Source organism: Vibrio sp. 779(2023) (assembly GCF_033344285.1).
GTDB lineage: Bacteria > Pseudomonadota > Gammaproteobacteria > Enterobacterales > Vibrionaceae > Vibrio > Vibrio alginolyticus.
Window position 1 is genome coordinate 25,078 of record NZ_JAWPOM010000030.1, and the last position, 23,187, is coordinate 48,264.

Here is a 23,187-nt window from a genome sequence, read left to right on the forward strand (position 1 = left end):
TGAATTTTTAGTTAAATTCGAGTTCTACCTGGCTTTTGCCAAGCAACTGTTTTAAATCGTCGAGTAATGTATCACTTGGCGTAACTCGCCACTCGGTGCCCAATGTTAACCGCGCTCTGGCGTCGGCACGCTGGTAGTATACATTGACGGGTACGGTTCCGGCTTTGTGCGGTTCTAAAATACGGCTGAACTGCTCAAAAAACTGATCGTTGATCTGATTTGCATCTATCGATACCGACAAACCACGAGCGTATTTCTCGCGCGCACTGCCGAGATCCATAACTTCACGCGCCGACATTTTAAGGCCACCGTTGAAGTCATCAAAGCTGACCTGTCCAGAAACGACCAAAATTCTGTCTTTTTCGAGAAGTTCAGCGTATCGATCCAGCGCATCTGAGAACAACATCACTTCCATGCGGCCACTTCGGTCATCCAGTGTCATAATACCAATTCGTGTACCACGCTTGGTCGTCATTACACGAGCGGCAATAACCAGGCCGGCTACCGTGACAGATTGATCGCGGCGAGTGGGCGTTGCGTCTTTTAGTCGACAACTGGTGTATTTGTTTAGTTCCTTTACGTAGGCGTTAATTGGGTGCCCTGTCAAATATAGACCTAGGGTATCACGCTCGCCCTCTAACCACACTTTTTCTGGCCAAGGCGGAACCTGCGTATACTTATGCTCTACTTCTTCAGGTGCATCCGTTAGCACACCAAACATATCCGTTTGACCAAACGCCTCAGCTTGGTGATGTTGACTTGCTGCTTTTACCGCATCATTGAGTGACGCCATCATCGCCGCGCGGTGTGGGCCTAGTCGATCCAACGCGCCCGCGTAAATCAGCTTCTCTATCACTCGTTTATTGACACGTTTTAGATCAACTCGAGCACAGAAATCAAATAGGTCTTTAAAGTGACCACCTTTATTTCTCGCCTCAAGAATCGCATCGATAGGGCCCTCACCAACCCCTTTTATCGCACCAATACCGTAAACAATTGCGCCATTTTCATCAACATTAAAGCGATATAGGCCAGAGTTGATGTCTGGTGGCAGCACGGTAAGCTTCATACGGAAACACTCATCGACCAAGCCAACGACTTTTTCCGTGTTATCCATATCGGCTGTCATTACCGCAGCCATAAATTCGGCAGGATAATGTGTTTTCAGCCAAAGAGTTTGATAAGAAACCAATGCATAAGCAGCAGAGTGCGATTTGTTAAAACCATAACCGGCGAACTTCTCTACCAAGTCGAAGATTTTCATCGCCAACTCGCCATCGATACCGTTCTTTATCGCACCTTCTTCAAAGATAGCACGTTGTTTTGCCATCTCTTCTGGCTTTTTCTTACCCATTGCACGACGAAGCATGTCCGCACCACCTAGCGTATAACCCGCTAAGATCTGCGCAATCTGCATTACCTGCTCTTGGTATAGGATGATGCCGTAGGTTGGATCAAGCGTCTCTTTTAGCGACTCGTGTTGCCACTTTTCATCTGGATAAGAGATCGCTTCTCGACCATGTTTACGGTCGATAAAGTTATCTACCATGCCCGATTGCAAAGGACCCGGACGGAAGAGTGCTACCAATGCGATAATGTCTTCGAAACAGTCTGGCTGAAGTCGTTTGATCAGCTCTTTCATGCCTCGAGATTCAAGCTGGAATACTGCTGTCGTTTCAGAGTTTTGCAACAAACGGAAAGAGGCAGGGTCTTCTAACGGTATGGATTCAATTTGAACCGGTTCTTTCCCTTCTCGCTCTAGGCGTGGGTTAATCAGTCCTAACGCCCAGTCAATAATGGTTAAGGTACGTAAACCCAAGAAGTCAAACTTAACTAGGCCAGCGGTCTCAACATCGTTTTTATCAAATTGAGTAACCGGAAAGTGACCTTCAGCGTCTGCATAAATTGGCGCAAAATCGGTAATTGTTGTAGGTGAAATTACAACACCACCAGCGTGTTTACCGGCGTTTCGCGTACAGCCTTCCAAAATATGACACATGTCGATGAGTTCTTTAACTTCCTCATCGGCCTCATACAATTCAGGTAGTGCAGGTTCAGCTTTAAACGCTTTATCTAGCGTCATGCCTGGATCGGGCGGGATCAGCTTTGAAATACGATCAACAAAACCAAATGGGTGGCCCAATACGCGGCCAACGTCACGGATTACCGCTTTTGCCGCCATGGTACCAAACGTGATGATCTGAGATACCGCGTCGCGACCGTACATTTCCGCAACGTGGTCAATAACCTGGTCACGTTTATCCATACAGAAATCGACGTCGAAATCGGGCATCGAAACACGTTCTGGGTTCAAGAAACGTTCGAACAGCAAGTCATATTCTAGTGGATCCAGATCGGTGATTTTTAGTGCGTAAGCCACCAAAGAACCAGCACCGGAACCACGTCCAGGACCGACAGGAATTCCATTATCTTTTGACCACTGGATGAACTCCATTACGATCAAGAAGTAACCAGGAAATCCCATTTGGTTGATAACATCTAGCTCTATCTGAAGACGTTCATCATATTCAGGGCGGCGACGTTTTCTCTCTTCCTCATCTGGAAATAGGAACTCTAAACGCTCTTCCAACCCCTCTCGGGATTTCATGACTAGGAACTCAGTCTCTTTCATCCCTTCGGTTGGGAAAGCTGGTAGGAAGTACTCACCTAAGCGCACAGTCACGTTACAACGCTTCGCTATCTCGACACTGTTTTCTAACGCTTCAGGAATATCAGCAAACAGCTCACACATTTCTTCTTCTGTACGAAGATATTGCTGCGGACTGTAGTTTTTTGGCCTACGCGGATCTTCTAATGTGTAACCATCGTGAATCGCTACGCGTATTTCATGAGCATCAAATAGGTCTGGACTCAGGAATACAACTTCATTGGTCGCCACTACTGGCAAGTCTTGCTGCTCTGCCAATTCAACCGCAAAGTGAAGATAAGTTTCTTCATCTGGACGACCGGTACGAAGTAGCTCAAGATAAAAGCGATCTGGAAAATGCTGTTTATAAAAATCAACACACCCCTGCACTATTTGACGGTTGCCTTTCAAAAGGCCGCGACCAATTTCCCCGCTTTTACCGCCGGATAATACAATCAAGCCTTCAGACATTTCAGCCAACCAGGCTTTATCAATCACAGGGTGGTGTTGAACATGTCCACGTAAGTACGCTTTTGATATCAATAACGTCAGGTTCTTATAACCTACATTATCCGCCGCAAGCAAAGTCACTTGTGTCAGCTCTTCACCAAACTCGTCCGACTGCATTTTAAAGTCAGCACCAATGATCGGTTTAACACCACTGCCATGCGCCGTACCGTAAAACTTCACCAAACCACATAGGTTGGTAAAGTCGGTCAACGCCATTGCGGGCATACCGAGCTCAGCAACTTTCTTTACGATTGGCGGAACTTTGTTGAGGCCATCCACCATCGAGAAGTCACTATGAACACGCAGGTGGATGAATTTGGGATCTGACATTAACAGGTACCGTGTAACTCTATTTTGTTGGGGATTCTAACCTAAAGAGGTTGGGTTTATAACACCAATTAGATCGTTTGATTATTCTATGCCTAACGCTTTTTTTACTGGCTTGAAACTCTTGCGGTGTTCACTGATCACTCCGTGTTGCTCAATCGCTTCAAAGTGCGCTTTAGTTGGGTAACCTTTGTGCTTCGCGAAGCCAAATTGTGGATGAAGTTTATCCAACTCTTCCATCTCTTGGTCACGCACGACTTTGGCAATAATTGACGCCGCACTGATTTCGGCAACACGTAGATCGCCTTTTACTACAGCTTGAGCATCCATTGGCAGCTCCGGACAACGGTTACCATCAATCAACACCAAATCAGGTTGAACCTGTAACCCCGCCACTGCACGCTGCATCGCAACCATAGTCGCCTGCAAAATATTCAGTTGATCGATTTCTTCAGGAGAACAACGCCCGACCGCCCACGCCAATGCTTTTTCTTTGATTTCAGGAAGCAACGCCATGCGTTTCTTTTCGGTCAATTTTTTCGAATCGTTCAACCCTTCAATAGGATTGTGAGGATCAAGGATAACCGCAGCGGTGACGACGTCTCCCACCAAAGGGCCACGTCCTACCTCGTCGACTCCGGCCACAAGCTGGTAACCTTGCGGATATTCAAACGGAGGGAGTTCAACTTTGGTTTTGGTCGCTTTTGGTTTAACAGCCATGATAAATCTCTATTTTTCAATCAGTTTTAGAACCGCGTTTGCGGCTTGTTGATCCGCATCTTTACGGATCCAATGATGCATTTCCGTAAACTTATCTAACATCGGTTTATTGTCGCTTTCCAATAAGCGAGAAACCTCAGTAAACAAATTGTCTGGTGTGCACTCATCTTGTAGATATTCTTTGACGAGCTCATCATCCGCCAAGATATTCGGCAATGACACATACTTCGTTTTCAATAGACGTTTAGCTAAGAAAGCAGTAAATGCATTCACACGATAACCCACCACCATTGGACGCTTGAGAAGCATACACTCCAACGCTACGGTACCGGAGGCCAACATCACGGCATCGGATGCGGTGATGACGTTGCGTGCGGTGTCATCAACTAACTTGAAGTCCAACTCTGGCGCTAGCTCTTTCCATGCTTGTTCAAACTGCTCACGGCGTTTTTGATTAACAAGCGCGACAACAAACCCCAGTTCTGGAAATTTTTTATGGAGTAACTTGCAGGTTTCAATAAATGGCTCTGAGAGCATTTTTAACTCGCTACCACGACTGCCTGGCAGGACAGCAAGCCACTTTTTATCTTGTTCTAAACCAAGCAACTCACGTGCAGGCGCTTGTTCTGATTCTAGTGGGATGGCATCAGCCAAGGTATGACCAATGAACTCGCAAGGTACATTAAATTTGTCGTAGAACGCTTTCTCAAACGGAAGAAATGCTAGCACCAAGTTCGTTGCCGCTTCTATTTTAAAGATGCGCTTCTGACGCCAAGCCCAAACAGACGGACTCACGTAATGAACGGTTTTAATGCCCGCTTGCTTGAGGTCAAGCTCCAGGCGTAAGTTGAAGTCAGGAGCATCGATCCCGATGAAAACATCAGGCGGATTCTGAGTAAAATACTGAACGAGCTCAGCTTTCACTTTAAGAAGTCTCGGTAAGCGGCCTAAAACCTCGACTAATCCCATCACCGCAAGCTCTTCCATATCAAACAGAGACTCGCAACCTTGGGCTATCATTTTCGGACCACCAATGCCTACGAACTCTGCGTCTGGATATTGTTGCTTTACTGCTTTGATAAAGCCTTCACCTAGCGTATCGCCAGACAATTCTCCGGCAATGATGCCAATACGTAATGGTCTTTCCATATCTACTTCGCTATTTTTCCTGTGCGCTATGGATAACGGTTTGCCTTATCCATAAAACACAAAAAGATCGTAACCTCAAATTTGGTCACGATCTTTTTATTTATTGGTTCATTCGCCAATTAACGAATAATGCCACGTTCCGTCGTTTCCAGAATATCTGAGAAACGCTTCACAGCCGGCCACTCTTGAGCCATTTCAGCCAGAATAGGCTTCACTTCTTCTAGCGTCTTACCTGAACGGTAGATTTCTTTATACGCTTTTTGTAGCGCACGAATCTCTGGTTTCTCAAAGCCATTACGCTTCAAGCCAACAAGGTTCAAGCCGAATGGAGTAGCGTGGTTACCTTGCGCGAGTACATAAGCTGGGACATCTTGCACCACAGCTGAACAGCCGCCAATGTATGCGTAAGCGCCCACTGTACAAAACGGATGAATCGCAGACAGTGCCATCACACCGGCATAGTCATCAACAGTAACGTGACCACCAAGAATCGAGTTATTACCGATATGAGTGTGGTTACCAATAACAACATCATGCGCAACGTGTGCATTCACACACAATAAGTTGTCATCACCAATGATCGTGGTTGCTTTGTCTTGCACTGTGCCGCGGTGAACTTGGACCGCTTCACGAATGACGTTACGGTCACCGATAACCACAGTTGTGTCTTCACCACCGTATTTTTTGTCTTGGTTTTCTTCACCAATGACAGCATGTGGGAAAATACGGTTATCTTTGCCAATAGTTGTGTGACCTTTGATCACAACGTGAGACATCACTTCTGTGCCTTCACCAATTTCAACCGTAGAGGTGATGTACGTAAAAGGACCTACTGTTACGTTAGCACCAATTTTGGCGCCCTCTTCTACCACCGCTGCCGGGTGGATTTTAGCGGTTTCATGAATCATATTAAAACTCTCGACGAGCACACTTCAGTTCTGCAGAACATACCACTTCGCCGTCAACTTTTGCTACACCGCTAAATGCAGCAATGCCGCGACGTTCTTTCAGAAATTCTACCTCAATAACCAATTGGTCGCCCGGAACCACTGGTTTACGGAATTTCGCGCCGTCTACGCTTGCAAAGTAGTACAGTTCATTTTCTGTTGGTGCACCAAATGATTTAAATGCAAGTAAGCCTGTTGCCTGAGCCATTGCTTCTAAAATCAAAACACCTGGGAATACTGGTAGTTGAGGAAAGTGACCTGTGAACTGAGGTTCGTTAACCGACACGTTTTTAATCGCGTGAAGGTACTTCTCTTCTTGGAAGTCTATCACTCGGTCGATCAATAAGAATGGGTAGCGATGAGGTAGTAGCTCTTGAATTTCAGAGATGTTCATCGTTTTCTTTTCAGTAGTCAAAGTCGTCTTCCTATATCAATTTTTTGCCGCCAAGATGGCAAACGTGGCAACAGGTCGTAAAGCCGAATCGCTTTGCAATATACTAGCAAAATACGCACCATCTTGGAGTTAAATCTACTTAGAGCGCGTCATTATAGAAGAAAAAGACCCGCATTTCGCGAGTCTTCGTACAGAATATGGAACTAGAGCCTGTTAGCTTTCACGTTAAATACAGAGCGAAAGATAACTTGTTCTAAATTTCTTCTTTCTGTTCCAGCTGTTTTTCAACCGCTTTCAGGCGCTTATTCATCTCATCAATACGGTGAACTCGAGTTGCAGTTTTACGCCACTCTCTGTTCGTTTGTAGTGGAATACCTGATGAGTAAAGGCCTTTTTCTTCGATACTGCGCATTACCATGCCCATACCTGTAATCGCCACACCATCTGCGATAGTGATATGGCCATTCAGAACAGACGCGCCGCCAATCTGGCAGTACTTACCAATTTTTGTACTGCCCGCGACAATAGTACCACCAGGCATCACGGTACCATATCCGATCTGCACGTTGTGCGCGATTTGAAGTTGGTTATCCAGAATGACATTGTCTTCAATGATAGTATCTTCGAGTGCACCGCGGTCAATCGTAGTACAAGCACCAATCTCAACGCGGTTACCGATACGCACTGAACCAAGCTGAGGAATTTTAATCCACTCGCCTTTGTCATTCGCGTAACCGAAGCCATCAGAGCCAATGACGGTACCCGATTGAACGAGACAGTCATCACCCAATGACACTTCATGGTAGATAGTGACATTAGCCCAAAGCTTGGTGTTATTCCCTAGCTTGGCGTTCTTACCGATAAAACAACCAGCACCAACACTTACGTTGTCGCCGAGTTCCACGCCCGTTTCAATCACAGCGTTAGCGCCGATTGTAACGTTCTCACCCATCTTAACGTCAGCGGCAATCACAGCACTTGGTGCAATATCGTCTGCCGGTTTTGGTGTGGTATCCATCGCTTGGACCACACGAGCAAATGCGACATAAGGGTCTGAAACCACTAGCGCATTTCCAACGCATTGATCTTTATGCTCAGCCTTTACCATAACAACGGTAGCTTGGCACTCAGAAAGGTGTTTTGCGTATTTTGGGTTAGACAAGAAGGTTACGTCACCTTCTTGTGCTTTATCCATTGGAGCAACACGGCTTACAACGAGAGACTCGTCACCAAACAGCTCACCCCCGGTAATTGTCGCCAATTCGGCTAATGTTAATGTCTTCATAACTTCTTATTTTAGAGCTTTAATTACGTCTTCAGAGATATTGTATTCTGGCTTGCCGTACTGCAAAGCAGAGATATCAATCACAAGATCGTAACCATTTTTGTCTGCGACTTTCTTAACTGCATCTTGAATCGTTTTGAAAAGCTTCGCTTTTTCTTCAGCTTCACGACGCGCACTTGCTTTTTCAAGTGCTTGTGCTTTCACTTTGTACTCGCTGTCGAGCTTCGCGATATCGATACGTAGCTTTTCAACTTCGTCTTGACCCAAAAGCTCGCCGTCACGTTGTAGCTTCTCAATCTTTGTTTTAGCTTGTGCTTGGATTGACTTTAGTTCATCAGCTTTGCTTTTGAAGTCTTTCTGCATTTTTTGTAGTACAACTTCACGTTGAGGAAGAGCTTGAAAAACTTGAGCTGTATTTACGTAAGCAATTTTCTGTGCAGCTTCTGCCGCATTTGCAAACATTGAAGAGCTCAGTACAAGAAGGCCAATCCCAGCCGCTTTGATCATTTTATTCAAAATATTTTCCTCTTTAGAAAGTTCTACCGATAGTGAATGTGAAGAACTCTTCATCATCGCCATCAAATTTCTTAATTGGTTTCGCTAGTGAGAATACTAGTGGCCCCATTGGAGACATCCACTGCAACGCCGCACCGTAAGAAGAGCGGTAGTTGGTTGGATCTGAGTAATCGTAGTAGTAACGGTCACCATATTCCGCACCTGAATCGCGGTAGTCAAACTCCGTATCCCAAACACTTGCCATATCAAAGAAGATACTGGTACGAATTTGGTTTTGTACTTCTTCTGATGCAAATGGTGTTGGGACAATCAACTCAACACTTGCTAGCGCTACGGCGTTACCACCAACAGAGTCATCTGTTGCTGTATCTGCGCCATTGTTTGAACCAGATGTATCACGGTAAACCGCTTTAGGACCAACAGAGTTTGAGCCAAAGCCACGAAGCGATGTAAAGCCACCTGCGTAGTAGTTTTCGTAGAATGGGAACAAGTTATCGTTACCATCCGTTTGACCGTAACCATTACCGTAACCTAAGCGGCCACGGAACAAGAGGGTAAACTCGTGCTTTTTAGTCAATGGCACATACTGGCGAACATCGTACTGCATTTTGAAGTATTGAACGTCAGAGCCAGGTACGGTCATTTTATAGAATGCTCGCTGATGGTTACCTGCCGTTGGGAAGTAACCACGGTTTAAGTTATTACGTGTCCAAGAGATATTGAAGTCGAAGTCGTTTGTGTTCAACGCTCCACTAGAATCAATGTTGTCTGCTTGTGCTCGTAAGAACTGCTCTACCTGCAAGTAAGGCGATAAGTTACCGATCTTGTTGTGCGTATAACCGACACCGAATTCAAAACGGTTCAACTCATCGAATGGGAAGCCCCACGTTAAGCTCGCGCCATAGCTTTCGTTGGTATAGTCAACGATATTGGCTTCTTTAGCTTCAAATTCGTTATAGAAAACCTTACCACCTAAGCTTACACCGTCTAAGTTCCAGTACGGATCACGGTAATCTAGACTGATGTTTTTCTGGTAGTCATTCATCATCGCGTTGATACCAACACGGTTACCGCTACCAATAAAGTTATCTTGTTGCAGGCCAACCTGGAAGCTCACACCCGATTCTGTACCGTAGCCAACACCGAAGTTAACGCTACCAGAGTTCGCTTCTTTGACAGAGTAAACTAGGTCAACTTGATCATCACTACCAGGAACTCGAACCGTCTGTACTTCAACATTTTCAAAGTAGCCCAAACGATTTAGACGAGTTTTACCCGTTTCAATCGATTTCGAGTTCAACCAACTGCCTTCCATCTGACGCATTTCACGACGAAGGACTTCATCTTTGGTTGAGTTATTACCCGTGAAGCGAATATCACGAACATAAATTCGGTTACCCGGGTCTACGTTAACGACCAAAGAAACTTCTTGATTCTCGTCGTCAAACTCTGGAATGGTATTCACTTGAGGATAAGCATAACCGGACTCACCAAGCACACGCTTAATCCCTTCTTCCATTGAAGTAACCAACGAGCCGTTGTATGTCTCATTGTCTTCAAATGGCACAAGTCTTTCGAACGTCGCTTCCTCGCCAATCAAATCACCACGGAACTTCACGTCCTTAACGGTGTAAACCTCGCCCTCTTCTAGACCAAGAGTAATGTATACCCCTTTCTTGTCAGGAGAGATTGCAACTTGTGTCGAATCAACGTTAAATTTTAAGTAACCACGATCCAGGTAGAATGATTTGAGTGCTTCAATATCGCCTGCAAGAACTTGCTTTTGATACTTTTCATCAGAAAGGAAATTCCACCACGGCACATCAACATTTAAGTTAAAGCGCGAAAGCAGTTCTTCATCACTGAACACTTCATTACCGATAAAGTTGATTTGCTGAATTTTTGCCGACACACCTTCAGTAAAGACAAACTTAAGATCAGAACGATTACGTGGTAGTGGAGTCACCACCGCTTTTACTGTTGCGTTGTATTTACCTACGCTGTAGTAAAAGTCTTCTAAGCCTTTTTCAATGTTGCTTAGCGTGGTGCGGTCAAGCGCTTCACCTTCACGAACGCCAGACGCGTTCAGGTTTTCTTGTAGCTGCTCGTCCTTGATTGCTTTGTTACCTGAAAAAGAGATGCTTGCAATGGTAGGACGTTCTTTGACTTGAACCATCAGAACACCACCGTCACGCAACACTTTCACATCTTCAAAGTTACCAGATGCATACAGGGCGCGGATAATTTCTGCAACATCGCCTTGGCCAATGGTATCACCGACACGTACAGGCATTTTCAACAATGCAGCACCCAGTGCTACACGTTGCAATCCATCGATTTCAATATCTTGAACTACGAAGTTCTCTGCTCCATTTGCAGATACACTGGTCGCCAGTAAACTTGCAAATAGAATTCGCTTAATCGCCATACTTGTTCTAATTATTCCTTGCTACTGCTTTTGTCTCTGAACTATCACAGACGAGTAAAATCATTAAATAGCGCTAACGCCATGAGCGAGAAGATAATCGCACCACCAATTCTAAAGCCCATTTCCTGCACTTTCTCAGGAACAGGACGTCGAATGACTGCTTCAATTGCAAAAAACAACAAATGACCGCCATCCAACATTGGTAAAGGAACGAGGTTAATAATACCTAGGTTAACACTAATTAGAGCGAGAAAACCTAAAAAGTAGACCAAACCATAATCTGCTGTCGCGCCTGCGCCTTTGGCTATTGATATTGGTCCACTCAGATTATTCAGACCAACGTCTCCAACAATAAGCTTCTTAAGCATGCTGATTGTCAAACCAATGACTTGGCCAGTTTTGTCTACTGCTTTACCTATTGACTCGAATACACCAAACTGAAGATCGAAGCGATAACTTTCTGGCCATTCTGCGACTTTAGGTGCAATACCTGCAAAACCAACGACTTCTTTGTTAGCTAGCTCACGGCTACCGGGCGTCAGCGTCAATGTTTGCTCATAACCCTGACGTAACACCGTCAATTCAAGCGGTGTATCAGGATTAGAACGAACCGCTTCAACCACTTGCTTCCATTCGGTCACGCGTTGTTGACCAATTGCGACAACCTCATCACCTGGAAGCACACCGGCTTTTTCCGCCGCTCCACCTTGCGAGACCTGCTCGATAACTCGATACACCTCCGGTGTATACGGAGCAAAACCTAACGACTGCATCGCTGACTGAGTTTCTGGGTCGAACTTCCACTCACGTAAATCGAGCGTTTTCGTTACTTCTGAACCAACTTCATTCGCTGACGTTAGTGTTACCGTCATCAAATCATCGCCAATATGAGAAATCAATCCCATATTTACTGATTCCCAATCCGGAGTTTTGATACCAGATATCGATTTAAGTTCCATTCCAGATTCAATTCCAGCTTCCGCAACAATCGAATTGGGCGTAACTTCACCAATTACAGGCTTAACAGCAGGGATGCCAATTAGAAATACCAGCCAATAGGCAAAAATTGCGAAAAGAAAATTAAAGATGGGGCCAGCCGCAACAATAGAGGTTCGCTTCCATAACGGCTTCTTATCAAACGCTAAGTGCTTCTCATGTTCTGGCACCTCATCGACACGGCTATCAACCATTTTCACATAGCCGCCGAGAGGGATCATTGAGATGCTGTACTCCGTTCCGTCTTTGCCTACTTTACTCCAAATAGACTTGCCGAAACCGATTGAAAACTTTTCAACTTTAACGCCGCAACGGCGAGCAACCCAAAAGTGCCCAAATTCGTGCACGGCAACAAGAATGCCCAGTGCGACGATAAAAGAAATGAGATTCCACAATATACCAGTCATCAGCTACGCTCGCGTATGGTTTCTAGGGCAATAGTTCGTGCCATTCTATCTAGCTCGAGCAAGCTTTCCAAGCTATTCGCATTCTCAGCTTTGCAGCTTGCGTTGATTTTATTCAACACAGACTCATTGATGCGAGCAATATCGGTAAAACCTAGTCTGTTATTTAAAAATGCATCAACAGCGACTTCATTAGCTGCATTCAATGCCGTTGTTGCGTGTTGACCTTCATAACAAGCATCAATTGCGAGTTTTAAACATGGGTAACGAGCAAAGTCAGGCTGCAAAAACGTCAGCTCACCAACTTTCGTGAAGTCTAGCGGCTTAACCCCAGCTTCTACTCTTGACGGGTATGACATGGTGAGCGCAATTGGCGTCGCCATATCCGCTTCTCCCATTTGTGCCAAGACCGAACCATCACGATACTGAACCATAGAATGAATCACAGATTGAGGATGAATAACCACCTTCAGTTGTTCGCGAGCAGCATTAAATAGCCACTTAGCTTCGATATACTCAAGGCCTTTATTCATCATCGTGGCAGAATCAACAGAAATTTTTGGCCCCATCGACCAGTTTGGATGAGCGATCGCCTGAGCGGGTGTCACCTGCTCCAGTTCTGCGATGTCAGTGTAACGGAAAGGACCACCAGATCCAGTCAACAAAATATGAGAAATGCCATGTTCTTGTAAATTGCAACGACCTAGATTAGTTTGTACTTGCTGTGGTAAACATTGGAAAATGGCGTTGTGTTCACTGTCGACGGGAAGTAGCTCTGCGCTAAATTCTTCTACAGCATCAATAAATAGCTGGCCTGACATTACAAGTGCTTCTTTATTTGCCAACAAGACTCGCTTACCTGCTTTCACGGCAGCCATGGTAGGCAATAAGCCAGCGGCTCCTACAATAGCAGCCATTACACTGTCGACCTGGTCCAGCGAAGCTATATGACATAGCGCATCAGTACCACCTAGCACTTCGGTACCTGGCGAAACCGAGTGTAGCTCAGCTTGAAGTTGAGACGCCGCAGCTTTATCTGCCATGACCGCATATTTAGGTTGCCACTGACGACATAGACCGATCATCTTTTCAACGTTAGTGCTTGCCGCTAAGGCAACGACAGAAAACAGATCTGGGTTTTGTTCGACCACTTTAAGCGTGCTTGCACCAATTGATCCAGTAGCACCAAGAATCGTTAACTTTTGCATGTTGTAAGACCGTTAGAAAGCTCAGGAGCGACGACGCCGCTCCTGATAAATTAGAATACGTAGTAAAGAAGAGCAAAAACTGGGAATGCTGCGGTTAGGCTGTCGATACGATCTAGCACACCACCGTGCCCTGGGATAATGTTACTGCTGTCTTTAATGCCTGAGACACGTTTGAACATACTTTCAACCAGATCACCAAGCACTGAAATAACGACAGTAACCAGCGTAATCAGCACCATATGGACAGGGCTAGTGAACTGGATATCGAACCAATCAGCAAATGCCCACGCTACGATTAATGCCGTGATAATGCCACCAATTAGCCCTTCAATGGTTTTATTGGGGCTTACATGAGGAGCCATCTTACGTTTGCCTAAGCTTTTGCCTGCAAAGTAGGCGCCGCTATCTGCAGCCCATACCAAGAAACAAACGTACAACACAAGCTTTGCGCCGTGGTATGGATCTACAGTGATGTCATACGCTCTGAGAATAATCACACTCCAAAGGAATGGGATTAATGTCAGAAAACCAAATACATGACGTAAAACAAAATTACTTTGCCAAGATTTCGTCGTTTTGGGGTAAGTAATCGCCATTAAGCTAGCAATAATCCACCAAACAAAACCAATACCCAAGACGACATAATGAGGTGTCGTTAAGTGATTGAGGCTATATGCATCAGGCGAGATGTATAGAAAACTAAGTCCGGTAATAATGATTGCCGGCACAAGGGCAGCAATGCGAGAGTTGCTTCCTGTAAACTGAGTCCACTCCCAAAAACCTAATAGCGTTATTGCAGTTAAAGCGGCAATAAAGCCCATTAGCGGTAATTTAAAAATGCCTAAAATAACCAGGGGAGCTAAAATTAGTGCTGTTATTATTCTCTGTTTCAAACTAACTAGTCCTTATTGAGCTGCCATCAATGCCTTTATTTGTTCACCTGTACAGCCAAAACGACGTTCTCGGTTGATAAACCAAGTTACAGCTTCTACCAAACTGTCTTCATCGAATTCTGGCCAGTACTCTGGTGTAAAGTACATTTCTGCATAAGCCATTTGCCACAACATAAAGTTGCTGATGCGGCACTCTCCACTGGTGCGAATTAAAAGATCCACTTCCGGTAGGTCTGCCATGGTCAAATGCTCAGTGATTAGCTGCTCATTGATATCCTCTACACGAATTTCACCGTTACGTGCTTTTAGCGCTAACGTTTTAGCAGCTTCTGTGATGTCCCATTTACCGCCATAGTTGGCTGCAATGTTGATCACCATACCCGTGTTATCTGCCGTTAGGTTTTCTGCTTCTACAATTTTCTTTTGTAGACGCTCACTAAATCGACTGGTATCACCGATCACGCGCAACCGTAAGTTATTTTTGTGTAGTTTTTTTACTTCACTAGACAGGACCGTGATAAACAGTTCCATCAAAAGACCCACTTCTTCCTCCGGACGACGCCAGTTTTCACTACTAAAAGCAAACAGCGTCATGGCTCTAATGCCTAGTTTTGAAGCAGCAGCCACGGTCTTACGAACGGCACTAACGCCTTTTTTATGACCAAATACGCGAGGTTTTCCTTTGGACTTAGCCCAACGGCCATTACCGTCCATAATGATGGCAATATGCTTAGGAAGGGAATCAGAGAAGGCTTGAGAATTTTGCATAGGGAGTTAATTGAGTTCCATCAGTTGGATAGACTAACATAAAAAAACGCTGAGCTGTGAGCACAGCGTTTTCCAACAGTGATGTGTGTGGGAGTATTAAACTTCCATCAACTCTTTTTCTTTTGCAGCAAGAACTTCATCGATCTTCTTAACTGCAACGTCAGTTAGCTTTTGAATTTCGTCTTGTGCTTTACGGTCTTCATCTTCAGAGATTTCTTTATCTTTTAGAAGCGCTTTAAGATCGTTGTTTGCGTCACGACGGATGTTACGAACAGCAACACGACCACCTTCAGCTTCACCACGGACGATCTTAACTAGGTCTTTACGACGCTCTTCCGTTAGCGGTGGAAGTGGAACGCGGATGATAGTGCCAGCTGACATAGGGTTTAGACCAAGGTCAGACGTCATGATCGCTTTTTCTACTTTCGGCGTCAGCTCTTTATCAAAAACCGTGATTGCAAGTGTACGTGCATCTTCAGCAACAACGTTTGCTACTTGGTTTAGAGGTGTTGCTGCACCGTAGTATTCTACAGAAATACCAGATAGTAGGCTTGGGTGTGCACGACCTGTACGAATTTTAGAAAGGTTGTTCTTAAGCGCTTCAACGCTTTTATCCATGCGCTCTTGCGCGTCTTTTTTGATTTCGTTAATCACAGTTTCACCTTAAAAATGTCATCTTTCCTGAAGAAAGCCTAAAACGGTTGAGCAAAGCAAGCACCACCCTAACGCTTTGGAGTGGCACCTTAAGCCAAGCTTATTCGTTGATGAGCGTGCCTTCTGCTTCGCCCATTACCACGCGACGTAGTGCGCCTGGCTTGTTCATATTAAATACGCGGATTGGCATTTTGTGGTCACGAGCTAGCGTAAACGCCGCCAAGTCCATAACTTTCAGCTCTTTATCCAGAACTTCTGCATAAGATAGCTTATCATACAGCTCTGCGTCTGGGTTTGCTACAGGGTCAGCAGTAAATACACCATCAACTTTCGTCGCTTTTAGTACGACATCCGCTTCAATTTCGATACCACGTAAACAAGCAGCAGAATCCGTTGTAAAGAACGGGTTACCAGTACCAGCAGAGAAGATGACAACTCGGCCTTGGCGAAGCTCACGGATCGCATCAGCCCAATTATAGTCGTCACATACGCCTTTTAGAGGGATTGCAGACATAACGCGCGCATTTACGTATGCACGGTGAAGAGCATCACGCATCGCTAGGCCATTCATTACTGTAGCAAGCATACCCATGTGGTCACCAACTACGCGGTTCATACCAGCTTCAGCTAGGCCTGCACCACGGAACAAGTTACCGCCACCGATAACTACACCAACCTGAACACCCAGTTCAACCAGTTCTTTAACTTCTTGTGCCATACGATCAAGGACCGCAGGATCAATACCAAAACCGTCTTCACCTTGAAGAGCTTCACCACTCAGTTTTAATAGAATACGTTGATACGCTGGTTTAGGGTTCGTAGTCATGGAGTTTACCTTCCAAAGAGAGTTGTTGATTAACAGTCATGAATAGACACAACTTCAGTTATGGCTATTCATCACGGCTAATCGTTCACTGCTCATAAAAAGACCGCAGCCTTGGCTACGGTCTAATCTTTATACAGTCTCTAAGGATTAACCTTTTTGAGCTGCTGCAACTTCTTCAGCGAAGCTCATTTCTTCTTTCTTCTCGATACCTTCACCTACTTCTAGGCGAACGAACGTAGAAACTGAAGCGCCTTTTTCTTTCAGCATTTCGCCTACAGTTTTCTTAGGCTCCATGATGAAAGCTTGACCTGTTAGAGAGATCTCGCCAGTGAATTTCTTCATGCGGCCAACAACCATCTTCTCAGCGATTTCAGCAGGCTTGCCTTCGTTCATTGCGATTTCAACTTGAACCGCTTTCTCTTTTTCTACTACGTCAGCTGGTACGTCTTCTGGGTTAACGAACTCTGGCTTAGAAGCAGCAACGTGCATTGCAACGTGCTTAAGAGTTTCTGCGTCGCCTTCACCAGCAACAACAACACCGATTTTCTCACCGTGACGGTAAGAAGCGATTGCAGTGCCTTGAACGTATTCTACGCGACGGATAGTGATGTTTTCACCGATTTTAGCTACTAGAGCTACACGTGCGTCTTCGAATTGTGCTTGTAGTTCTTCAACAGAAGCTTTTGAAGCTAGAGCTGCAGCTGCAACTTCTTCTGCGAATGCAGTGAAGTTACCGTCTTTAGCAACGAAGTCAGTTTGGCAGTTAACTTCAAGAAGAACAGCAACGCCGTTTTCTTCTTTGATGATGATTGCGCCTTCAGCTGCAACGTTACCAGCTTTCTTAGCTGCTTTCGCTGCGCCAGATTTACGCATGTTTTCAATTGCTAGTTCGATGTCAGCGTTTGCTTCTACAAGCGCTTTCTTACATTCCATCATGCCAGCGCCAGTACGCTCGCGAAGTTCTTTAACTAGAGCAGCAGTTACAGTTGCCATTCTGTCTTCCTCGTTTGATTCGAAATAAGGTAAAAAACAGGGGCCTAACATTGTCGGCCCCCATTGCTAACTATAACTTAGTTTATGCTACACAAAGGTTTCACATAGACCAAGTGTGACACAGAGCCGCTATTATTCAGCTTCTACGAAACCGTCTTTTTCAGCAACTGCAGCTACGTCTTTGTTACGACCTTCAGATACTGCTGAAGCAGCAGCGTTCAGGTATAGCTGTACAGCGCGGATCGCGTCGTCGTTACCTGGGATTACGTAGTCAACGCCGTCTGGGTTAGAGTTAGTATCTACCACAGCGTATACTGGAATACCTAGGTTGTTAGCTTCTTTAATTGCAATGTGTTCGTGATCAGCGTCGATTACGAATAGAGCGTCTGGTAGGCCGCCCATGTCTTTGATACCACCAAGAGATTTCTCTAGCTTCTCCATTTCGCGAGTACGCATTAGAGCTTCTTTCTTAGTTAGTTTGTCAAAAGTACCGTCTTGAGATTGAGTCTCTAGTTCTTTTAGACGCTTGATAGACTGACGAACTGTTTTGTAGTTTGTAAGCATACCGCCTAACCAGCGGTTGTTTACGTAAAACTGGTTGCTTGCGATTGCAGCTTCTTTAACAGCTTCAGATGCAGCGCGCTTAGTACCTACGAATAGAACCTTACCTTTCTTCTCGCCAACTTTAGCTAGTTCAGCTAGAGCGTCGTTGAACATTGGTACAGTTTTTTCTAGGTTGATGATATGAACTTTGTTACGAGCGCCAAAGATGAATGGCTTCATTTTTGGGTTCCAGTAACGAGTCTGGTGACCGAAGTGAACACCAGCTTTTAGCATATCGCGCATTGATACAGTTGCCATTTTAAAATCCTCTATGGGGTTAGGCCTCCACATTCCCCATAACTCCGACCAAGCTTCTGCTCAGCACCCCGGAATATGTGACGGAATGTGTGTGATTTAAAGATAAAAGGTTATTCGGATGAAGCTTGCTTCGCCGCTTAACTTTGCTAAACGAAGAGAACAGTCCTCTATTCCGGCGCGCTTTATACCATATTTTAGCTCACTGTGGCTAGTAAAAATTATTTCTTCACCGAGCCACTTTCTCCTATTTATAAGCAAAACTTTAAACATATGATCGAATTAAGAATGATGCATATTCCTATCTAACTTGGGTTAACGCCCCGATGTCTGATAGAATGCGGCCATTCGCACGTTTACGTGCTTAGGAATAAGTAGAGAAAGCCAATGTCAATCAAGATTAAAACTGCTGAAGAAATAGAACGCATGCGCATTGCGGGCAAGCTAGCCGCAGAGATTCTAGAAATGATCGAACCACACATCAAAGTTGGTGTGACGACAGAAGAGTTAAACAAAATCTGTCATGAGTACGCTCTAGAAAAAGGTGCATACTCTGCTCCGCTTGATTACCATGGTTTCCCTAAGTCGATCTGTACTTCAATCAACCATATCGTATGCCACGGTATTCCAGCGGAAAAAGACGAAATCGGTAGCAACGGCCAAATGAAGCCGGCGGTACTAAAAGATGGTGACATCTTAAACGTTGATATTACCGTAATCGTTCCAAATGATGAGAATGCCGATCTGAGCGTGCGTCCTCAGGGGTACCATGGTGACACTTCTAAGATGTTCCTAGTCGGTGATGTTTCGCCTGCAAACAAACGTCTGTGCATGGTAGCTCAAGAAGCACTGTATGTTGGTATGCGTACCGTTAAGCCAGGTTCAACGGTTGGTGACATCGGTACAGCTATCGAGAAGTACATCAAAGAGAACAACAAGAACAATCCTCGCAACAAGTTTTCTATTGTGAAAGACTTCTGTGGCCACGGTATCGGCGATGAGTTCCATGAAGAACCACAAGTGGTTCATTACAAGAACAAAGACCGCCGCGTATTAAAAGAAGGCATGTGCTTTACTATTGAGCCGATGATTAACGCAGGTAAATTTGGTTGCTCTGTTGATGCACAAGATGACTGGACTGTTTACACGGGCGACGGCAAGAACTCTGCGCAATGGGAACATACCATTGTTGTAACAAAAGAAGGTTGTGAAGTACTGACGCTTCGTAGCGACGATACGATTCCTCGCCTAATGAAAAACGCGTAAAGCTGACGACCACTCGTTGTTTACTATATCCCTGCTTCGGCGGGGATATTTTTTATCTGCCGCAAATTTGTTAGATTGTTATTAGATTAGCTTGCACGGATGGCAAATATGACACTTCAGTCCCCTCTTACCTTTTCCGATGAACAAATCAATATCGGTGAACTCAAACAAGAATTAGAGAAGTTTAGCTCTAATCAAAACCAAGAGTTTCTCAATCATCATCCGGTAACAAGCTTGGTTTTAGCCAGAGCTGAATATATGGATCTGCTTCTCAATCGTTTGTGGCAACATTTTGGTTTCAAGGATATTTACAACATTTCCCTAGTTGCCGTTGGTGGCTACGGACGAGGCGAGCTGCATCCGCTCTCCGATATCGATATTTTGATTCTGTCGAACAATAAACTGCCAACCGCGTTAGAAGCAAAAATCAGCGAATTCATTACGCTGTTGTGGGATTTAAAACTCGAGGTCGGACACGCTGTTCGCACCGTTACTGAATGTGCTGAAATTGGTAAAGCCGATCTAACGGTCGCGACAAACCTGCAAGAAGCGCGACTGCTGTGTGGAAGCGAGGACACCTTTCAGGCACTGAAGAAAGTCGTGTTATCAGACTCCTTCTGGCCAAGTGAGACGTTTTACCGCGCTAAAATTCAAGAGCAGCGCGAACGCCATGCACGTTACCACGACACGACCTACAACTTAGAACCGGACATTAAATCAACCCCTGGCGGGCTACGCGATATTCATACATTAAGCTGGGTCGCTCGACGTCACTTTGGTGCGACTTCATTGTTAGAAATGAGCCGATACGGATTTTTAACTGACGCAGAATACCGAGAATTGGTTGAATGTCAGGACTTCCTTTGGCGAGTACGTTTCGCTCTGCACATGGAGCTTCGCCGCTATGACAACCGCTTGACCTTTGCCCATCAAGCACAAGTTGCGGAAAATCTAGGCTACGTCGGAGAAGGCAATCGAGGCGTAGAAATGATGATGAAAGAGTTCTACCGCACGCTTCGTCGTGTGGCAGAGCTCAATAAAATGCTACTCAAACTCTTTGACCAAGCGATCATTAATGGTGGGGCGACAGAAAGTGCCGAGATTCTCGATACGGACTTTCAACGTCGCGGTTCTTTAATTGAAGCGCGGAAACCCGCATTGTTCCAAGCTCGCCCAGAAACTATTCTGGATATGTTCTTACATATTGCTAACGACTCAACTATTGAAGGGGTGAGCCCACCAACGCTGCGTCAACTGCGCACCGCTCGGCGTCGGCTCAACAAGTTTTTGCACACCATTCCTGCTGCGCGTGAAAAGTTCATGGCGTTATGTCGTCACCCTAATGCTCTGCACAAAGCATTCAGTCTCATGCACCGATTAGGGGTTATGGCGGCCTATTTACCGCAATGGAGTCAGATTGTTGGTCAAATGCAGTTTGACTTATTCCATGCCTACACAGTTGATGAACACAGTATTCGCTTACTTAAACACATCAACACTTTTAGTGACCCAGAAAATCATGCGAAGCACCCAATTTGCTGTGACGTCTACCCTCGGATGCAAAAGAAAGAGCTGCTGATTATTGCCGCTATTTTCCACGATATCGGGAAAGGTCGTGGCGGCGATCACTCAATTATCGGTGAAGGAGAAGCGTACGACTTCTGCATTGAGCATGGTTTATCGAAGCCCGAAGCGAAACTTGTCGCTTGGTTGGTAAGACATCATCTATTAATGTCTGTCACCGCACAGCGCCGAGATATTTATGATCCTGATGTCATTACCGAGTTTGCCAAAAAAGTCAGAGACGAAGAATCTCTCGATTATCTTGTATGCCTGACAGTTGCAGATATTTGTGCAACCAACCCAGAACTTTGGAATGCTTGGAAACGAACTTTACTTGCGGAGCTGTATTACTCCACACAACGTGCTTTACGTAGAGGCCTAGAGAACCCTGTCGATGTGCGTGAGCGAATTCGCCACAATCAACAAATGGCCTCCGCAATGCTGCGCAAAGAGGGGTTTGCCGCGCGCGAAATTGAAGTATTGTGGCAACGCTTTAAAGCTGACTACTTCCTTCGTCATACTCATACGCAAATCGCGTGGCACTGTGAACACTTACTTCGCATGGAAGATCCGACTAAGCCTTTGGTATTGATCAGTAAAAAAGCCACTCGTGGCGGCACTGAGGTGTTTGTATATACGAAAGACCAGCCTGCTTTATTTGCGACGGTCGTGGCGGAGTTAGATAGGCGTAATTTTAATGTACACGACGCGCAAATCATGACCAGCAAAGATGGGCACGTGATTGATACCTTTATGGTACTCGATCAACATGGCGAAGCGATCGATGAGTCTCGTCACGCGGCGGTGATTAAACACCTCACCCATGTACTGGAGGCGGGCCGACCAACCAAGATTAAAACGCGCCGTACTCCGAACAAACTTCAGCACTTTAACGTGAAAACCAAAGTCGACTTCTTACCAACCAAAGGTAAAAAACACACTTTAATGGAGTTTGTCGCGCTAGACACACCAGGGCTGTTGGCCAAAGTAGGCCGTACGTTTGCTGATTTAAATATCAACCTTCACGGTGCAAAAATCACCACCATTGGTGAGCGAGCAGAAGACTTGTTTATTTTAACCAGTGATGCTGGGGGGAGGTTAAGTGAAGAACAGCAAGATGAGCTAAGAGAGAGATTGATCGAAAAGTTATCTGATGAGGTCGCAGCTTAGATCAAACCTGCCAACCTTTTCGGTTCAGGGCGAGAGCGATCTTGCCCACAAGTTAAGCATTTTGGCTAAATATCAGCTATCTAGCTCATACATAGGCTGCTACAGTTATATCAATATCAATTCGATGTAATAGAGGTAGCCTATGTATCCCCACCTCACTGGTTTGGGTATTCACGACCCTAAGCAGATTGAACGTTATTCCCTACGCCAAGAAGCACACAAAGACGTACTCAAGATCTATTTCCACAAGCAAAAAGGCGAACTGTTCGCTAAAAGCGTTAAATTCAAATACCCGCGCCAAATCAAAAATGTTCTTGTGGACAGTGGCAGTCACAAATATAAAGAAGTAACGGAAATCAACCGTAACCTCACATTAGTCATTGATGAACTGAATAAAATCACTAAGCCAACGAAACAACCTGAGGTTGATGTAAAAGAGAAAATTCTTTCAGACCTTCGTCATTTAGAAAAAGTCGTTTCGAGCAAGATCGCAGAGATCGAAGCGGATCTTGAAAAACTAAAGTAAAACGTTAAGTCTTAAATATTAAAAAGGGTTAGCATTGATGCTAACCCTTTTTATTTGTACTCTGTGCCGTCCTAAATAAGGTTGACACTTTCCACCCCCCAAAATTGGAGAGTGTTATGAAATCAACAACTAAAAGAAC

At 45.1% G+C, this 23,187-nt stretch carries 19 protein-coding genes; 3 read left to right on the forward strand and 16 right to left on the reverse strand.

The genetic code is table 11. The features are described 5' to 3' along the window. Positions 1-7 precede the first annotated feature (7 nt). The 16 genes from dnaE to rpsB form a co-directional block, all read right to left on the reverse strand. Positions 8-3,487 (reverse strand): DNA polymerase III subunit alpha, encoded by a 3,480-nt coding sequence (gene dnaE / locus R8O70_RS23070; protein WP_005385364.1) that lies wholly within the window; start codon positions 3,485-3,487, stop codon positions 8-10. Positions 3,488-3,568: 81 nt separating this feature from the next. Continuing rightward, positions 3,569-4,204 (reverse strand): ribonuclease HII, encoded by a 636-nt coding sequence (gene rnhB / locus R8O70_RS23075; protein ID WP_085570097.1) that lies wholly within the window; start codon positions 4,202-4,204, stop codon positions 3,569-3,571. A gap of 9 nt (positions 4,205-4,213) precedes the next feature. Continuing rightward, entirely contained in the window at positions 4,214-5,353 is a 1,140-nt protein-coding gene (lpxB, locus tag R8O70_RS23080) for a lipid-A-disaccharide synthase (protein ID WP_017636041.1), read from the reverse strand. 119 nt (positions 5,354-5,472) lie between these two features. Next, a complete protein-coding gene (gene lpxA / locus R8O70_RS23085; RefSeq protein WP_005380357.1) occupies positions 5,473-6,261 on the reverse strand; it encodes an acyl-ACP--UDP-N-acetylglucosamine O-acyltransferase in 789 nt (262 codons plus the stop codon). Position 6,262: 1 nt separating this feature from the next. Then, positions 6,263-6,715, reverse strand: coding sequence for a 3-hydroxyacyl-ACP dehydratase FabZ (gene fabZ, locus R8O70_RS23090; protein ID WP_005380349.1), 453 nt, complete (start codon positions 6,713-6,715; stop codon positions 6,263-6,265). 232 nt (positions 6,716-6,947) lie between these two features. After that, the gene (gene lpxD, locus R8O70_RS23095) at positions 6,948-7,979 is read right to left on the reverse strand and encodes a UDP-3-O-(3-hydroxymyristoyl)glucosamine N-acyltransferase (RefSeq protein ID WP_005380347.1); all 1,032 of its coding nucleotides are present in this window, start codon (positions 7,977-7,979) and stop codon (positions 6,948-6,950) included. A 6-nt stretch (positions 7,980-7,985) separates the two neighbouring features. Continuing rightward, on the reverse strand, positions 7,986-8,495 hold the full coding sequence (locus tag R8O70_RS23100; RefSeq protein WP_005391804.1) for an OmpH family outer membrane protein: 510 nt from the start codon (positions 8,493-8,495) through the stop codon (positions 7,986-7,988). Between the two features lie 13 nt (positions 8,496-8,508). Then, entirely contained in the window at positions 8,509-10,923 is a 2,415-nt protein-coding gene (bamA, locus tag R8O70_RS23105; protein WP_005391802.1) for an outer membrane protein assembly factor BamA, read from the reverse strand. Positions 10,924-10,967: 44 nt separating this feature from the next. Continuing rightward, on the reverse strand, positions 10,968-12,326 hold the full coding sequence (gene rseP, locus R8O70_RS23110; protein WP_005380334.1) for a sigma E protease regulator RseP: 1,359 nt from the start codon (positions 12,324-12,326) through the stop codon (positions 10,968-10,970). Next, on the reverse strand, positions 12,326-13,531 hold the full coding sequence (gene ispC / locus R8O70_RS23115) for a 1-deoxy-D-xylulose-5-phosphate reductoisomerase (RefSeq protein WP_318184384.1): 1,206 nt from the start codon (positions 13,529-13,531) through the stop codon (positions 12,326-12,328). Before ispC ends, rseP begins: the two co-directional genes overlap by 1 nt. A gap of 50 nt (positions 13,532-13,581) precedes the next feature. After that, positions 13,582-14,424: a phosphatidate cytidylyltransferase gene (locus tag R8O70_RS23120; protein WP_005385351.1), complete on the reverse strand. Its 843-nt coding sequence runs from the start codon at positions 14,422-14,424 to the stop codon at positions 13,582-13,584. A 12-nt stretch (positions 14,425-14,436) separates the two neighbouring features. Continuing rightward, positions 14,437-15,192 (reverse strand): isoprenyl transferase, encoded by a 756-nt coding sequence (locus R8O70_RS23125; RefSeq protein ID WP_005380331.1) that lies wholly within the window; start codon positions 15,190-15,192, stop codon positions 14,437-14,439. 96 nt (positions 15,193-15,288) lie between these two features. After that, entirely contained in the window at positions 15,289-15,846 is a 558-nt protein-coding gene (gene frr, locus R8O70_RS23130; protein ID WP_005385348.1) for a ribosome recycling factor, read from the reverse strand. A 100-nt stretch (positions 15,847-15,946) separates the two neighbouring features. Next, complete coding sequence (pyrH, locus tag R8O70_RS23135; protein WP_005380329.1) at positions 15,947-16,672, reverse strand: UMP kinase; 726 nt, start codon at positions 16,670-16,672, stop codon at positions 15,947-15,949. 147 nt (positions 16,673-16,819) lie between these two features. Next, a complete protein-coding gene (gene tsf / locus R8O70_RS23140; RefSeq protein WP_005380328.1) occupies positions 16,820-17,665 on the reverse strand; it encodes a translation elongation factor Ts in 846 nt (281 codons plus the stop codon). Positions 17,666-17,797: 132 nt separating this feature from the next. Continuing rightward, positions 17,798-18,526 (reverse strand): 30S ribosomal protein S2, encoded by a 729-nt coding sequence (gene rpsB, locus R8O70_RS23145; protein WP_005380327.1) that lies wholly within the window; start codon positions 18,524-18,526, stop codon positions 17,798-17,800. 384 nt (positions 18,527-18,910) lie between these two features. Between rpsB and map the strand changes: the two genes are divergently transcribed. The 3 genes from map (at position 18,911) to R8O70_RS23160 (ending at position 23,048) form a co-directional block, all read left to right on the forward strand. Further along, a complete protein-coding gene (gene map / locus R8O70_RS23150) occupies positions 18,911-19,789 on the forward strand; it encodes a type I methionyl aminopeptidase (RefSeq protein ID WP_005380326.1) in 879 nt (292 codons plus the stop codon). A 108-nt stretch (positions 19,790-19,897) separates the two neighbouring features. Further along, on the forward strand, positions 19,898-22,522 hold the full coding sequence (gene glnD, locus R8O70_RS23155) for a bifunctional uridylyltransferase/uridylyl-removing protein GlnD (protein ID WP_017636037.1): 2,625 nt from the start codon (positions 19,898-19,900) through the stop codon (positions 22,520-22,522). Between the two features lie 142 nt (positions 22,523-22,664). Continuing rightward, the gene (locus R8O70_RS23160) at positions 22,665-23,048 is read left to right on the forward strand and encodes a DUF3461 family protein (protein ID WP_005380322.1); all 384 of its coding nucleotides are present in this window, start codon (positions 22,665-22,667) and stop codon (positions 23,046-23,048) included. Positions 23,049-23,187 lie beyond the last annotated feature (139 nt).